Source organism: Myxococcus xanthus (assembly GCF_006402735.1).
Classification (GTDB): domain Bacteria; phylum Myxococcota; class Myxococcia; order Myxococcales; family Myxococcaceae; genus Myxococcus; species Myxococcus xanthus_A.
In genome coordinates this window covers 6,727,587-6,742,585 of record NZ_CP017174.1, presented here as the reverse complement: position 1 = coordinate 6,742,585, position 14,999 = coordinate 6,727,587, and the positions used below count along the sequence as shown (strand labels likewise).

At 69.1% G+C, this 14,999-nt stretch carries 13 protein-coding genes; 6 read left to right on the top strand and 7 right to left on the bottom strand.

Annotated elements, in window-relative coordinates; all coding sequences use genetic code 11:
• Nucleotides 1-87: 87 nt before the first annotated feature.
• Genes pyrH through BHS09_RS27505 form a run of 3 tightly spaced genes read left to right on the top strand, consistent with a single transcriptional unit; the run spans nt 88 to nt 3,115 of the window.
• Complete coding sequence (gene pyrH / locus BHS09_RS27515) at nt 88-840, top strand: UMP kinase (RefSeq protein WP_140794447.1); 753 nt, start codon at nt 88-90, stop codon at nt 838-840.
• Between the two features lie 38 nt (nt 841-878).
• A complete protein-coding gene (gene frr / locus BHS09_RS27510) occupies nt 879-1,436 on the top strand; it encodes a ribosome recycling factor (RefSeq protein ID WP_140794446.1) in 558 nt (185 codons plus the stop codon).
• Nucleotides 1,436-3,115, top strand: coding sequence for a diguanylate cyclase (locus BHS09_RS27505; protein WP_140799530.1), 1,680 nt, complete (start codon nt 1,436-1,438; stop codon nt 3,113-3,115). The genes frr and BHS09_RS27505 overlap by 1 nt, the downstream gene beginning before the upstream one ends.
• Here BHS09_RS27505 and cyaY read toward each other — a convergent pair.
• Nucleotides 3,103-3,435: an iron donor protein CyaY gene (gene cyaY / locus BHS09_RS27500; RefSeq protein WP_140794444.1), complete on the bottom strand. Its 333-nt coding sequence runs from the start codon at nt 3,433-3,435 to the stop codon at nt 3,103-3,105. The genes BHS09_RS27505 and cyaY overlap by 13 nt on opposite strands.
• Before the next feature lie 13 nt (nt 3,436-3,448).
• Nucleotides 3,449-3,946 carry a SixA phosphatase family protein gene (locus BHS09_RS27495; protein WP_140794443.1) on the bottom strand — a complete coding sequence of 166 codons (498 nt, stop codon included), beginning with the start codon at nt 3,944-3,946 and terminating at the stop codon, nt 3,449-3,451.
• A gap of 192 nt (nt 3,947-4,138) precedes the next feature.
• On the opposite strand from BHS09_RS27495, the gene BHS09_RS27490 reads away from it, so the two are divergent.
• Nucleotides 4,139-4,804 carry a hypothetical protein gene (locus BHS09_RS27490; RefSeq protein WP_140799529.1) on the top strand — a complete coding sequence of 222 codons (666 nt, stop codon included), beginning with the start codon at nt 4,139-4,141 and terminating at the stop codon, nt 4,802-4,804.
• Nucleotides 4,805-4,826: 22 nt separating this feature from the next.
• On the opposite strand, the gene BHS09_RS27485 is transcribed toward BHS09_RS27490, so the two are convergent.
• The 4 genes from BHS09_RS27485 to BHS09_RS27470 all read right to left on the bottom strand — a co-directional run bounded on the left by BHS09_RS27485 (nt 4,827) and on the right by BHS09_RS27470 (nt 12,699).
• Nucleotides 4,827-8,606 (bottom strand): FAD-dependent oxidoreductase, encoded by a 3,780-nt coding sequence (locus BHS09_RS27485; protein ID WP_140799528.1) that lies wholly within the window; start codon nt 8,604-8,606, stop codon nt 4,827-4,829.
• A 159-nt stretch (nt 8,607-8,765) separates the two neighbouring features.
• Nucleotides 8,766-9,623, bottom strand: coding sequence for a dolichyl-phosphate beta-glucosyltransferase (locus BHS09_RS27480; RefSeq protein WP_237077482.1), 858 nt, complete (start codon nt 9,621-9,623; stop codon nt 8,766-8,768).
• A 116-nt stretch (nt 9,624-9,739) separates the two neighbouring features.
• A complete protein-coding gene (locus BHS09_RS27475) occupies nt 9,740-10,462 on the bottom strand; it encodes a hypothetical protein (RefSeq protein ID WP_140794440.1) in 723 nt (240 codons plus the stop codon).
• A complete protein-coding gene (locus BHS09_RS27470; protein WP_140794439.1) occupies nt 10,459-12,699 on the bottom strand; it encodes a glycosyltransferase family 4 protein in 2,241 nt (746 codons plus the stop codon). Before BHS09_RS27470 ends, BHS09_RS27475 begins: the two co-directional genes overlap by 4 nt.
• Nucleotides 12,700-12,746: 47 nt before the next feature.
• Here BHS09_RS27470 and BHS09_RS27465 point away from each other — a divergent pair, with 47 nt between their 5' ends.
• Nucleotides 12,747-13,832 carry a glycosyltransferase family 4 protein gene (locus tag BHS09_RS27465; RefSeq protein WP_140796618.1) on the top strand — a complete coding sequence of 362 codons (1,086 nt, stop codon included), beginning with the start codon at nt 12,747-12,749 and terminating at the stop codon, nt 13,830-13,832.
• Between the two features lie 8 nt (nt 13,833-13,840).
• The gene (locus tag BHS09_RS27460) at nt 13,841-14,395 is read left to right on the top strand and encodes a hypothetical protein (RefSeq protein WP_140794438.1); all 555 of its coding nucleotides are present in this window, start codon (nt 13,841-13,843) and stop codon (nt 14,393-14,395) included.
• 3 nt (nt 14,396-14,398) lie between these two features.
• Here the strand turns inward: BHS09_RS27460 and BHS09_RS27455 are convergent, their stop codons facing one another.
• Entirely contained in the window at nt 14,399-14,920 is a 522-nt protein-coding gene (locus BHS09_RS27455; protein WP_140794437.1) for an NADAR family protein, read from the bottom strand.
• Nucleotides 14,921-14,999 lie beyond the last annotated feature (79 nt).

Below are 14,999 nucleotides of genomic sequence, written 5' to 3'. Positions count from 1 at the left end.
CCGTGCGACCGCCAGCGGACGATGTGGGGCCGGCCCACCGACTCCAGCGTTGATCCCTCGCTGAGCGGGGGATAGAAGCGGTGGCGCATGTCCTCCGACACGAAGAAGCCGCTCCCGTATAAGCGCATTCTCCTCAAGCTCTCGGGCGAGGCCCTGATGGGGGAGGGGAAGTACGGAATCCATCCGCCCACGCTGATGGGCATCGCCGAGGAAGTCATCGAGGTGGCGCAGGCTGGCGTGGAGGTCGCCCTGGTGATTGGTGGCGGCAACATCTTCCGGGGCGTCGCTGGCGCCACGGAGGGCATGGACCGCGCCAGCGCCGACTACATGGGCATGCTGGCCACCTGCATCAACTCCATGGCCATGCAGGACGCGCTGGAGAAGAAGGGTCTGCACACGCGCGTGCTGTCCGCCATCAAGATGGAGCAGATTGCCGAGCCGTACATCCGCCGGCGCGCCGTGCGCCACCTGGAGAAGGGCCGCGTGGTGATTTTCGCGGCGGGCACCGGCAACCCGTACTTCACCACCGACACCGCCGCCTCTCTGCGCGCCATGGAAATCAACGCGCAGGTCATCCTGAAGGCGACCAAGGTGGACGGGGTGTACAGCGCGGACCCGAAGAAGGACCCCACGGCACGGCGCTATCGGTCGCTGACTTACATGGACGTGTTGAAGCAGAATCTCAACGTCATGGACTCCACGGCCATCTCGCTGTGCATGGACAACAAGCTGCCCATCATCGTGTTCGACCTGACGCAGCGGGGCAACATCCGCCGCGCGGTGCTGGGTGATGGGGACATTGGTACGTTGGTGGGTGGCAGCGAGACAGTCTGGGCCTGAGCCCCGACCCACTGGCAAGCACTCAAGGAGAGAACGCAATGAGTGGAGACGTCGTCGCCGAACTGAAGGGCCGTATCGACAAGTCGATCGAGGGCCTGCGCACGGACCTGACGAAGGTCCGCACGGGCCGCGCCAGCATCGCCATCCTGGATGGCGTCCGGGTGGACTACTACGGCACGCCGACGCCGCTGTCGGGCGTGGCCAGCGTCAACGCGCCCGAGCCCCGGCTCATCACCATCAAGCCGTGGGAGAAGAGCGTCCTCAAGGACATCGAGAAGGCGCTGCGCGAGGCGAACCTGGGCATCAACCCGATGAACGACGGCGAGATGATTCGCCTGCCCTTCCCGCCGCTCACCGAGGAGCGCCGCAAGGACATCGCCAAGCAGGTGAAGAACAAGGGCGAGGAGTTCAAGGTCACCATCCGCAACCTCCGCCGCGACGCGAACGAGGCGCTGAAGACGCAGCTGAAGGACAAGAAGATCACCGAGGACGACCACAAGCGCATCACCGAGGTCGTGCAGAAGCAGACCGACGCGGGCATCACGCAGGTGGATGAAATCGTGAAGAAGAAGGAGAAGGAGGTCATGGAGGTTTGATGCCCTCCATTGTCCTCGCCGAGCCCTCCGCACCGGTGGCGGGCGTTCTGCGCCGCTATCTCGAGTCCGCCGGTCACGAAGTGTCCTGGGTGAGCAGCGTCGACGAGGCGCTGCGCACGGTGCGGGAACGCACGCCCACCGTCCTGCTGGCGTCCGGAACGGGCGCCCTGGACGGTGAGGCGTTGTGCCGGAGTGTGCGGGCCGAGGGCCTCGCCGTGCCGGTGTTGCTGTTGTACTCGCCGGACGAGGAGCAGGCGGACACGCGGGCCGCCCAGGCGGGCGCGGACGGGTGCCTGGTGGGGCCGCTGAAGCGCCCCACGGTGCTGACGTGCGTGTCCCTGCTCGTCCAGCGCGAGGAGGCGCTGCGGCGGGTGGGTTCCGTGGGCGCGCGGCCGCCATTCCCCTCGTTTGATGGAGCGTCTCACTCGGGCGGGCCGCCGCCGCTGCCGGGCGCGCTGGGCGGGCGGATGGTTCCGCCTCCGCCGCCGCTCGACGACGTGGATGCACCTGTCGAGAGCGCGGATGCGCGGGGCATGCCCCCTCCGCCGCCGCTCGACGAAGAGGCACCGGAAGCGGAGACCGCACAGGCGCTGGTGGTGCCACCGTCGCGCGAAGCGGATGCGCCGTTGTCCGAGGGCCGCGGCGCGGAGTCCGCGTCATTGCCACCTGAGCTGGACGAAGAGCCCATCACGTCGCCGTCCTCCGAAGCGGGCAGCACGGCCCCGGATGTGGGCGCGGCGCCTGCTTCGGCCACAGCGGAGACGCAGGCTTCCGAGGAAGACGACCTTCCACTGCTCCACGCGGAGCCAGAGGCCGACGAGTCGGATGCCGCCGGGCAAGCGTCCGAGGACGGACCCGAGGCCACGGAGGCTGTCGCTGCGTCAGGAGCCGGTCTCGAGGCGTCGTCCGAGCCGACGACCCGGCCCGAGGCAGCGACGCAGCCCGCGGACGCGCAGAGGTCTCCGCCCGAGGCCACGGCTACCTCGGCGGCGAAACCTTCGGACTCGGGCGCTGTATCCACGAGCGTGCCTGACGCCTCCACCGCGACACCAGCCGCCAGCGCTCCGCCTTCCTCGGTGGGTGCCCGGCACTCCGGCTCCTTCCCCGCGCTCGCCCCCACGCCTGTTCCGGGCGGCAGCCGCGTCAGCCGGTCTGACCTGGCGGCGGTCGGCTCCTCTCCGGACTTCGAGTTCCTCAAGCGGCTGATGTTGATGGAAGTGAAGCGCAGCCGGCGCTACCGCTACCCCATCGCCGTGCTGCTGGTGGACATCGACAAGTTCGCGGAGAAAGCCGCGCCCCTGGCCCCCGCCGCGCGGAAGCTCGCGCTCGCCGAGGCCCTGGGACTGCTCGTGTCCGGCGTGCGCGACATCGACGTCGCCGTGCCCTTCGCGGACAGCCGCTTCGTCGTCTTCCTCCCGCACACGCCGCGCTCCGGCGCGCTGGTGGTGGGGCAGCGCCTGCGCGAGCTCATCAAGTCCCTGACGGCCTTCGAGGGCGCCAGCGCCTCCGTGGGCGTCGCCGTCTCCGAGCCCCCGCCGGGCCGTGGACCCGTGGCGGGCGCCCTGGCCCAGGTCAGCTTCGGCGGCCTCCTCAAAGAGGCCGGAGAGGCCCTGCGCCGCGCTCAGGCCGCGGGTGGTGACTGGGTGGAGGCCGCGAGCGGCAGGACTCAGCCGGGATAGGCGAAGTCCGCCCCGGTGATGCCGCGGACGACGTCCGCGACGAAGGACATCAACTCCAGGCCCCGGCCCTTGTCGTCCTTCCAGGTGCCGGTGGCCGCGTCGTAGTCGAAGTGGATGCCCTGACCCCGGCCCGCCACCCAGATCTGCCGCACGGCGCGCTGGGTGTTGACGATGCACTTCTCCCGCGAGGCCGCGGTGAGCGTCACCATGTCGCCGGTGCTGTCGGCTTCCAGGATGTCGGGGTCGATGGCATCCGCCGCGGCGAGGATGCGCTTGAACGCGGCGGAGACCAGCTGGTTGTAGCGAGCTTCGTCCATCATGGCCGCAATGGCCTCACTGGATGATGTCGAGCACCTGCTGACCAGGGGCGGCGTAGAACAGGAACTTGAACGGCGGTGAAGACTCCCCCTCCGCGCGCTCCAGGCCGATGACGGTGCCCGGGTTGACGGGCTTGGGGAAGGACTGCATGCCGAGCAGATGGGCCGCCAGGGCGCCCATGGACGGCTGGTGACCCACGAGGACGAGGTTCTCGTCCGCGTATTCGTTGAGCACCGGCTCCACCGCGCCCACGGGCATGTCGGGCAGCAAGCAGCGATGCACCTTCAGCGGGCCCTCGAACTTGGCGGAGATGGAGAGGATCTGCGCCGTCTGCACCGTGCGAACCAGCGGGCTGGTCAGGATGCGCCCCACGGGACCAATGCGCTCGGTCAGCGAAGCGAAGTGGTGGGCGGTGCTGGTGCGGGACTTCGCGGTGAGGGCGCGTGCCTCGTCACCGAGACCCTCGGGGATCTCCGCGTCCGCATCCGCGTGCCTAACCAGGAAAAGCCTCAAATTCCCTCCACCGCTTTCGACAGAACCGCGGTTCGTACACGAGCGCGGCAGGGTTGGTCAAAGGTAATGCGGCGATTGTTCAGTGGCCGGAACAACCCCACCATGACAGACAGAGGCGGGACGCCTCTCACCGCCCAGGTTGCCGGAGCAGCATACATGAGGGGCTGACATGTCCCGTCTGGAGGAAAGCGCGTGCGCAAGGTGCTGTGGGGACTGTGGGTGCTCGTGGCCTTCTCGGCCTGCAAGAAACCCGAGGACGCTTCCGCGCCGCCCGCCGGGGCGGTGGGTGAGCAGGCCCCCGGCGCTCCCGCCGGTGTGGTGGAGGCTGGCCCCTACACGGTGACGAAGGAGAAGCTGGACGCGTACGTGGGCTACCAGCGGCGGATGCTGGATGTGTACGGCTCGCTCATGAAGGGCCTGCAGAACCTGGGGGCGCTGGTGGACGCCGGCACCCCGGAGGCCATGGCCGCCGCGCGCGAGGGCTTGAAGGTGGTGGAAGCCAAGGCCAAGGCGGAGGCCGAGGCGCGCCGCGAGGCACAGCTCTCCGAGGCGGACGTCAACGGCATCGCCGAGGTCGTCACCGCCGTCATCAGCCAGCGGCAGCTGGGGCGCACGCTCCAGTACGATGAGGAGCTGAAGAAGCTGGAGTCGCTCCAGGCGAAGCTGCCGCCCGAGCAGCAACAGGGCATGGCGCCCCAGGTGGCGTCGATGCGCGCCCAGGTGGAGGCCTTCCAGACGCTGGCTGACGCCCGCCGCGACTACGGCGATGCGAACGTCGACGTCGTCCTGACGCGCGAGGAAGACCTCATCCAGAACTACCAGGAGATGATTCGCGTCTTCACCGGCACGCGCCGGTGAAGACGGGCACTGCCCCCTCGCCTCAGACGCGCTTGAGGTGCGGGGCCTGCTTGAAGAGCTGCGCCAGGTAGACGTCGGCGACCTTCTCCATGACGGTGTTGCCGCGCAGGCGCTGCCGGAGGTTGACGAAGTCCACCTGGTCCAGCCGCTGGTCCTGGTTGTAGCAGGAGAACACCCACGTCTCCTTGCCCGTCACCGGGTCCACGTGCCGCTGGAGGCACTGGGCGCAGATTTCCTTCATCATGCACTGCATCGGCGAGTTGATGGAGCCGATGGCCTCGTGTCCCGGCTTGAGGTGCGGCTGGAGGACGCCGTGCCGCGCTTCGGCCACCGCGCGCATCATTCCATCCGAGCCGATGGCGATGATGCGGTCCACGTCCGCCAGGGCGACGACGGGCGCGGGGCCCAGCTTGCCTTCCGCGTAGGCCACCATCGCCTGCACCACGTTGCCCCGGAACGCCGAGTCCTGCGGCCGGCGCGGCTCAATCGTGTCTCCGGTGTCCACGGACCACACAATCTGGTCCGTGCCGGCCTCGATTTCGTCGTGCTTGAAGGAGTCCGACTTCTGCCGGTAGCCGGCGAAGTACACGACGCGGCAGCCGGCCGCCTTGAGCGAGCGGGCGATGGAGAACAGCACCGCGTTGCCCAGACCTCCGCCCACGAGCACCACCGTCTCGTTGTGGCCAATCTCCGTGGGCGCGCCGGTGGGGCCCATGAGCACCACGGGCTCACCGGGCTTGAGCGCGGCGCACAGGCGCGAGGACGAGCCCATCTCCAGCACGATGGTGCCCATCAGCCCCTTCTCCTTGTCCACCCAGGCACCGGTGAGGGCCAGGCCCTCCATGGTGAGGCGCACGCCGTCCACCACGGGCGCGTTCCGCTCGAAGTTCTGCAGCCGGTAGAACTGGCCGGGAGAGAAGTGGCTGGCCGCGAAGGGCGCGCGCACCACCACCTCGACGATGGTCGGCGTCAGCCGGTTGACGGCCACCACGGTGGCGGTGAACGCCTCGTCCAGCTTGGCGAAGTGCGCGGCGCGCCGCGCGTCACGCGCGGCCTGGGCCACCTCGTCGGTGAAGTCGAGCGCGGCCACTTCCTTCGCGTACAGCCGCGCCACCTGCGGGTGACCGTCCTTCGCGCTGGACATGGCCTTCACCACGTTGCCCGCGTAGGTCGGGTGGTTGTCGCCGTAGAAGGAGATGAAGCGGCCGTCCTGCTGGTACGACGTGAAGAAGCCCGTCTTCGCCGCCGGGTCCTCCTTCGCCTTCACGGGCACCAGCGAGAAGCCGTCTTCCGCATCCACCAGTTCGTGGCTCTGGAAGTACTCGCCGCGCGCGTCGAGCTGGAAGGTGCCCGGGTATTCCTTCTCGTACGTGACGTTGGGGGACGTGCCTGCGGCGACGCACACCGTGCGCGCGGGCAGCTCGAAGACCTGGCCGCTGCCCTTGAGCTTGCCGTCCACCGTCACCATGCGCTCGAAGCGCAGCGCGCGCACCGCGCCGGAGGCGTCCGGCAGGGCCTCCACCGGGCTCATGCGCTCGATGAAGCGGATGCCTTCCTCCAGCGCCTTCGTCACTTCCTCGTGGTTGAGGCGGTAGGCGGGGGACTCGGTGAGGCTGCGGCGGTAGACGAGGCTGACGCCGCCCCACGCGCGCACCAGCTTGATGAAGTCCGGGTCTCTGCCCAGGGCCTTCGCCTTCTGGCGCTCCTCGCGCACGGCGCGGCCGTGCTCCAGGAACGTCTGGTAGGTGGCGCGCTCCTCCGCGTCGAGGCGGGCCAGCACGGCCTCCTCGCCCACCTGGGACACCAGCTTCTCGTGGCGGGCGAGCGCCTTCTCCACCTGCACCGGGTAGTACGCCATCAGCTCCGTGGCGGTGTCGATGCCGGTGAGGCCACCGCCGATGACGATGGCGGGCAGCTGCACCTGGAGGTTCGCCAGCGAGTCCTTCTTGAACGCGCCGGTGAGCTGGAGCGACATCAGGAAGTCACTGGCCTTGCGGATGCCCCGGATGAGGTTGTTCTTCATCCCGATGATGGTCGGGCGGCCCGCGCCAGCGGCGATGGCGATGTGGTCGAAGCCCAGCGCCCACGCGTCCTCCACCGTGAGGGTGCCACCGAAGCGCACGCCGCCGTGGATGCGGAAGCTCTCCCGCCGCGCCAGCGTGAGGTGGATGAGCGTGAGGAAGTTCTTGTCCCAGCGCACGGTGATTCCGTACTCGGACACGCCGCCGAAGCCTTCCAGGATGCGCTCGTCCAGCTCGCTGGTAAGCGCGGACCAGTCGCGGATGGGCTGGAGCGCGTGGCCGTTGCGGCCCACGAGCGCGTCGGGGAAGGGCTCAATCTTGAGGCCGTCTATCCCCGTGACGCCGAAGCCCTCGTTGAGCAGGTAGTGCGACAGCGTGTAGCCGGCGGGGCCCAGGCCCACCACCAGCACGTTGCGGCCCACGTAGGGCAGCGCGTACGGGCGGCGGACGTTGAGCGGGTTCCACCGCGTGAGCAGGCCGTAGATTTCGAAGCCCCACGGCAGGTTCAGCACGTCCGTGAGCGTGGCCGTCTCCGCCAGCGGGATGTTCACCGGCTCCTGCTTCTGGAAGATGCAGGCCTTCATGCAGTCATTGCAGATGCGGTGACCGGTGCCGGGGCACATCGGATTGTCGAGCGTCACCATGGCCAGCGCGGCCACGGAGTTGCCCTCGCGCTTGAGCAGGTGTGCCTCGGAGATGCGCTCGTCGAGCGGGCACCCGTTGAGGGGGATGCCCAGTGGGTTCTTCTTGTAGTGGTGCCCCTCGGCCACCGGGTCCTTGGCGGGGAAGCCCTTGGTGCATGAGTCCTTCTGCCGCTCGTGGCAGAGCACGCAGTAGTCCACCTCGTTCATCACGTCGCGCGAGGTGCCCCGGCGGTCTGTGAGCTTGAAACCGTCGCGGTGGCGGAGGTGGTGCTCCAGGCCCTCGGTGGCCTCGGGCAGCTCGTTGTCCGGACGCTGGAGGTGGACGAGCTGGTCGAACACCAGCGGCTTGGGAATCCGGTGGGTGGGCCAGGCGTGGAAGATGTCCTTCGTCTCCGGATGCAGCGCCCGCGCGTACGTCCAGCGGTCCGCCAGCGACAGCAGCGCGCGCACGGACTGGAGCTCCGCGGCGTCATCGCCCTGCGTGACGAGGCTGGAGCCGAAGGCGTCCTTGCCCTCGGGCGTGGACAGCAGCACCTCGCGCAGCGCGGACCAGCGGGCGCGCAGGGCCTCCGCCTCACCTTGACGCTCGGCGGGCAGCGCGTTGGAGAACAGGCGCTCCAGGTCCATCAGAGCGAGGACCGACTCCGCCAGACCCCGCTCCAGGTCCCCGGTGGCCAGTGCCTCCGGGAAGCCCAGCTGGAGCATCAGCCGCATGCGCGCGTCCAGCGAGGGGAACTCCGCCAGCGCCGGGCGGTCCGCGGCGCCCTTCTTGAAAACGCGGCGGGTGATGAACTCGCGCTTGAAGTCGAAGAGCGGCAGCTCGCCCTTGAGGCGGCCGGCCATGCGCTCCAGCTCCTGCTCCACGCTGAAGAGGCGCGTGACGAAGCGCGACACGTGGCGCGACACGCGGATGAGCAGGTCCGACTCTGCGGCGCCGCTGACGCTCTTGCCGCCAGACTTACGGTACGCGTCGAAGGCGTGGAAGAGCTCGGGCTCATCCTCGGCGAGCTGTGCGTCGAAGCGCTCCGCCAGCCGGCGCAGACCGGCGGGACGATACAGGTCCTCGAAGACAAAGCCCGGCAGGCCCAGGGTCAGAGGAGGGGTGGGGTCGGAGGGCAGGTCAGTCAAGGCGCGCATGTCACGAACAGTGTGGGAGGAACCTGGAGAAACGGCTTCCAAGCGGCACCTATTTCGCGGTGTGCCGTCCGGAAATCAAGCGGGCTTGTCACTGGAGGTGAGGGTCTGTATCGCGTGCAGGCATGAAGGGGCTGCACGCCTACACAGTGACGCTCCTGCCTACCGCTGGGCGTGTGGCTCGCCTTCGGGCAACGCGTCACGGTGGGTAGGCAGGGACACATGCTCCAGCCGCCGACGCAGCTGCAGCAGTCCCCAGAACATGCGCGCCGCGTCGAGCCCCGGGATGACCTTGGAACCTCCGAAGTCCTCCCAGTCGATGGGGACCTCCAGGAAGCGCGCGCCCTGGCGCTTCAGCAGCACCAGCAACTCCACGTCCAGCAGCCAGCGCTGCTCCTGGAGCACGTCCAGGAGCGGCCGCAGGATGTCCGCGCGGACGAACTTCACCCCGCACTGCGTGTCGTAGAAGTGGAGTTTGAAGTTCGCATCCGTGAGCGTGGCGAAGATGCGGCCCTGCAGGTGGCGGTGGAGGCTGCGCACGACGCGGCGTCCGGCCATGAGGATGCGCGAGCCGGCCAGGACGTCCACGTTCTGCGCCATCTCTGATGCGCTCATCGCCACCAGCCGGTGGAACTCCTCGGCGTTGATGGCGCCATCCGCGTCCAGGAAGGCCAGCCACGTGACGCCCGCTGACGCGTGACGCCAGCCGAGCCGGATGGCCAAGCCCTTTCCCTGGTTGCGAGGCGCCGCTACGTAGGTGAACTGGTGCCGCGCCCCCGCGGTGGCGAGGCGAGCCTGGGCCGCCTCTACGCTCGCGCGCTGGAGTTCGGCCTGCTCGGGCGCGCTGCCATCGTCGACGACGACGAACTCCACCGGTGGGGCGCTCCGCTCGAGGAACACGCGCGTGAGCTCCGCGACGAAGCGAGGCAGCCGCTGGCCCTCGTTGTAGGCGGGGATGACGACGCTGACGAAGGGCGCATGCACGTGGTCGATTGAGCACAGGTGCTGATGGGTCGTCAATGCAAGGTGTCGGCTAGTTCCCGCCTCGCACTCACCAGGTCGCACGGCTCGAAGTCCAGGAGCGCGGCCTGTTCAGGAGGTCCGGGGCAGGCGCCGCGCTTCGTGTCGGGTGGTCTTCAACGGGACTTCTTGTTGCGGCGCTTCTTCTGTCCGGAGGCGTTCCGGCGCGGCGAAGCCTCCGCTGAGGACTGTGCAGGCGCAGAAGGCGCGGCCTTCTTCGCACGGGCGGTCTTGCTCGTGACCGGCTCGCCCGCGGCGGGCACCGGTGCCTGCGCGCGTGCGGCAGGTGGCGGGACGGCCGACGTGCCCGTAGAAGCCGCGCTCACCGGCTGCCGTGACTGGGCCTTGGTGTCACGCGGCTTGGGCAGCACGGCGTCAATCGCCGGTGCCGTCGTGGTGGTCGACGCGGTGGACGGCTGCGGCACCGCTGCATCGGCAACCGCGGGGACTGGCCTCGCCCGGAGTGCCTCCACCTCGCGACGCAGACGGAGCACTTCGGCGGACAGCTGCGCGTAGGAGTCACGCACGTGTCCGTTGAACACGCGCTGCCTGCCGAGCGCCTCGTTGATGAACACCTGGCACGACTTGCGGAAGGCCCACTTGGCCAGCAGGACGACTTGTCCCACGCCACCCCGGTGGGTGTGCAGGGGGAGGGCGCGCGTGGCGTCCGCGTACTCCTCCAGCGCATGCAGGTTGAAGGTCAGCGGCTCCACCCGGGGCTCCACGCCTTCGGGCGGCAGCTCCACTTCCTCGGAGGTGGGGAGGCCGCGCGTGCGCAGGCGCTCCTCGATGCGGGCAATCAGCTCCCGCGCGGGGATGTCCCGTCCCAGTAACTTCATTGGCGCTTCTCCTCGAGGATGCGTTGCATTTCTTCCCGGTAGGCCGCCACCACCTGCGGCCAGCCCTGCTTCTTCACGTACGCCAGGCCCCGCTTGCCCATGGGCCCACGCTCCGCGCCCACCTCGCGCAGGCCCTGGATGAACGACTCCAGGTCCGTGTACGCGCGGCCCGCGCCGCTGCGCTCCACCTGTCCGACCAGCACGTCCGAGCGCCCGTTCACGAGCACGGGCGTGCCCTGGGCGAAGGACTCCAGCGTCAGCAGCGACAGGCTCTCGTAGCGGGACGGCACCACCACCGCCAATGCCCCCGCCAGCGCGTCGTATTTGTCCTGCTCGTCGATGCGGCCCAGATAGCGCACGCCCTCGCCGGACAGTTCCATGTTGGTGTCGCCCGCGAGCACCAGGTCCGGCGCGTCCTCGAACCGCTCCTTCAAGGCCTGGTGGTGCTGGAGCAGCTCGGGCACGCCTTTGCCTGGCTCCTGACGCCCGATGTAGAGCAGGTAGTGCCGGTGGATGCCGTGCTTCTCCTTGAAGCGCGCGCCATCCGCCCGAGGCCGGTCCACGCCCACGCCCACCACCCGCGTGGGTGCGTGATTCGGGAAGTACTTCTCGATGAGCGTGTGCTCCTCCGGCGTGAGGCAGAGCAGGGCGCGCGGGCGTTCGAAGACGTCCCGATACACACCGAAGCGGACTGGGGCCTCATCATGTGTGGTGGGCACCAGCAGGGCCCGGTCCGCCACCAGCGGCAGTCCCCACACCGTGGGCGCGTAGAGGTAGGTGAAGAAGAGATAGCCGTCGTAGGCGTCGCGCTCGGTGGCCAGGTGGTGCAGCAGGCCGGGGCACATGGGGCCCTGCTCGGCCACCCACTGCTCTTCGCGCAGCCGCTCGTTGCTCTTGTCGAACACCTGCCGCGACAGGCCGTTGAAGCCCCGGATGTTGCGCACCCGCGTGGACGGGAAGCGCAACACCTTGATGCCGTCCACGACGTCGGGGCCGGGCGGAAACGCGTTGTCCCACACGAGGTGGTTCTTCGCGCAGGTCGTCAGCACGGTGAGGTCCCAGTGTGGAGCCAGGTGCTCGGCCATCTGCGCGGCGAGCTTCTCCGCGCCGCCCGTCACCTCGCCGTAGCGCTGCACCACCAACGCCACCCGGGGACGCTCGGGAGGCTTCCGGGGCTTCGTGGGCGCGGGGCGGGGGAGCACCGTCTCCAGTGCCTTCGTGAAGCCGGTCTGCACGGAATGCGCGGAGAAGTGCTCCAGCCGCCGCGTCTGACCTGCGATGACGGGCTTGCGCAGGGACACGTCCTCGCTCAGGTCCACCGCCAGCTCCGCGAGGAAGGCGAAGCGCTTCTGGTCGAAGGCCACGCCCGCGCCGCCCAACGTCTCCGGCACCGCCGCGGCCGCGTAGGCCAGCACGGGCACCTCGGCGGCCATGGCCTCGATGAGAGGGACGCCGAAGCCCTCATGCTCGCTCATGGAGACGAAGACGGAGGCGGACCTGTACGCGGCCACGAGCTGCGCGTGGTTCAGGCGTCCCAGGAAGCTCACGCCGCGCAGGCCGCGCGCCTCGCGCTGGAGCATGCGGAAGTACCGGCTGCCGGGCTCGTAGCCGCCCACCATCAACAGGCGGGCCTGGGGGCGCAGCCGCAGGACTTCGCGATGGAGCGCGAGCAGGTCCTCGAAGCGCTTGTGCGGCATCACCCGGCTCACGCCGAGCAGCACGGGGCCTGGACCTTCGAGCCGCTGGAGCATCTTCGCGTCCGCGCTGGCGCGGGAGAATCGCTCCGGTTCAATGAAGAGGGGCACCGTGTGGACGTTGCGGTAACCCGCGACGCGCAGCTCGGCGGCGTTGAAGTCCGACACGCCGATGGCCACATCCGCGAAGGGGGCCATCGCGGCGAGCTGGGCCCGTCCCGCCACCAGCGCGTCCGCCAGCGGCAGCCCCTCGTAGAAACGTGTGGGGCTGATGTTGTGGAAGACGATGCCGCGACGGCAGGGCAGGTGCATCAGCCGGCTGCTGAGCGGGGAGGCGATGCCATGGTGGTAGAGGACCAGGTCACCGGGCGCGGGACGCAGCGCGGACGCGGGGCTGGCCAGCCCTTCGAGCCCCGGGCCCACCTCGTCCGCGTACAGCGCGCCCGCGTGCCCCATGCGGCGCAGCAGGAGCTGCAGGTGCAACGCGGCCTGCCCGGTGGCGTCGCCGGGGACAAAGCTCGGTATCAACTGGTGGATCGCCATGCGGACCCTGCCTATCACACGCTCGTGGTATGAGGCGCACCGTGTCCATGGGACCTATCGCCTTCGACGCGACACTCTGGGACGAGCCGACCACCGGCATCGGCCTGTACACCCGTTGCCTGGCCTCCGCTCTGGAGGCGCTCGGCGTCCAGCTCACCCGCGTAGGGGCTCGGTCATCTGGCGAGGCTCCTCGAGCGAAAGCCGGGCGCACTGCCTGGACGCTGAGAGGCTTGCCGCGCGTGCTCCAGGGCTCGGACGCGCCGCTGTACCACGCACACGGCAACTTCAACCTGCCCCTCATCCGCGTGCCCGGCATGAAGTACGTGCTGACGGTGCACGATTTGATTCCACTGCTGATGCCGGAGACGGTGTCGTCCGCGTTCCGCTGGCAGTTCCGTCTGTGGCTGTCGCGCAGCCTGATGGTGGCGGACCAGGTGGTGTGCGTGAGCGAGCGCACGCGGCAGGACCTGCTGGCCCGCTACCCGGAAGCGGAGTCGCGCACGGTGGTGGTGCCCAATGGCGTGGACCACGTCCATGCGCCAGCCCTGGATGACACCAGCAAGGACTTCCTGCGCGCGCTCTCGCTGCCGAAGGAATACGTGCTCTACGCGGGCTCGCTCGACGTGCGGAAGAACGTGGACCTGGTGCTGGACGCCCTGGAGCGGCTGCGGCTGCGGGGGCGGCCCGTCTCGCTGGTGCTTGCGGGGCAGAGCTGGTTCGGCGCGGGTCGCGTGGAGGCGCGCATCTCCCGGCTGCGCTCGGAGGGGTTCGAGGTGCGCTCGCTCGGCTATCAGTCCGACGCCGTGTTCTACGAGCTGATGCGCCGCGCGGCCGTGTTCGTGTTCCCCTCTCGCTATGAGGGGTTCGGGCTGCCACCGCTGGAGGCGATGCGGCTGGGGACGCCCACCATCGTGTCCACCGCGGGCTCGCTGCCGGAGGTCTGTGGCGACGCCGCGCTGAGTGTGGGGCCCGACGATGCGAACGGGCTCGCGAGGGCGTTGGACCGGCTTCTCCACTCGCCGGAGGAACGACGGGCGCTCGCGGAGCGTGGAAAGGCGCAGGCCGCGAAGTTCACCTGGAAGCGGACCGCCGAGGGTACCTTGGCGGCGTACGAGGCCGCGCTGCGGCGATAAGGAGACGTATGCGAAAGCTCGTCTGGAGTGGGGTGATGCTGTGTGGACTGCTCGCGGGCTGTGCGGGCCGGCAGGATACAGGCACTGCTCCGGTGGAACCGCCACCCGCCGAGGCCGAAGCCAGCGCGGAAGTGTCGGCGCCGGCCCCTGAAGACACGCAGGCCACCGAGATTCCGCCCGCCGAGGAAGGTGAGGCGAAGGCGGCCGTCCAGCCCCTGGTTGTGACGCCCAATCCCGAGCCGAAGGACCCCATCAACATCCGAAGCGCCAAGGTGGACGGTGGCATCCTGACGGTGGCCGTGATGCATGGCGGAGGTTGCGCCGAGCACACGTACTCGCTGGCCTGGGATGGGAACCTCCAGCAGGGCGTGGATGGCACGCCCGTGGCGAACCTGGTGCTGGTGCACGATGGGAACAACGACCGGTGCAAGGCGCTCCTGCGGGCCAGTCCTCGCTTCGACGTGTCCTCGGTTTCGCAGCGCTTCGGGGCGCAGTTCGGGAAGACCTCGGGCACGGTGAACCTGGTCCTGTCGGACCAGGCTCAAGTGCGCTACGACTTCTGAGCCCTACGGTTTGGCGGGGGACGCCTTGGTGACGCCCTCCGCCATCAGGTCCTCGCGCAGCTTCGTGAGGACCTTGCCCAGCAGGTTCAGTCCGCGCCACTTCGCGGGGTGTTGGATGCGCGGGTCCTCCTCATCCAACCCCACACCCCAGATGCGATCCACGGGACTGGCTTCCACCAGCTCCGTGCCCGCGGTGGCCAGGAGTGCATTCAGCAGCTCCTCGCTCTGGGTGAACTTCGCGCGGTTGCCCTCGTAGACGATGCGCTCACGCGCCTTCTCCCAGCGCGCGTTGTCGAAATCGCGGACCTTGCGGCCCAGGGCCTTGTGCGTCTTGGGCGACTTCGATGACAGGATGCTCGCCAGCGCTTCGGTGTCGCCGAAGAGCCGCGCCTTGCCTGCCATCATGTACTGCTCCGCGCACACGTAGTGCACGCCGTCCACGACGAAGTCGGAACGGTGCCACTGGGAGAAGGGGGAGTGCGCCTGCCAGAAGAAGGTGAACCGCTGCTGTCCTGCTTCGCTCATGGGCGACCTCGGAAGTGGTGTTGATTGTACACTAACGATGGTGGCCCGGCGACCTGACAAACGTCGCTACACTGCCCCA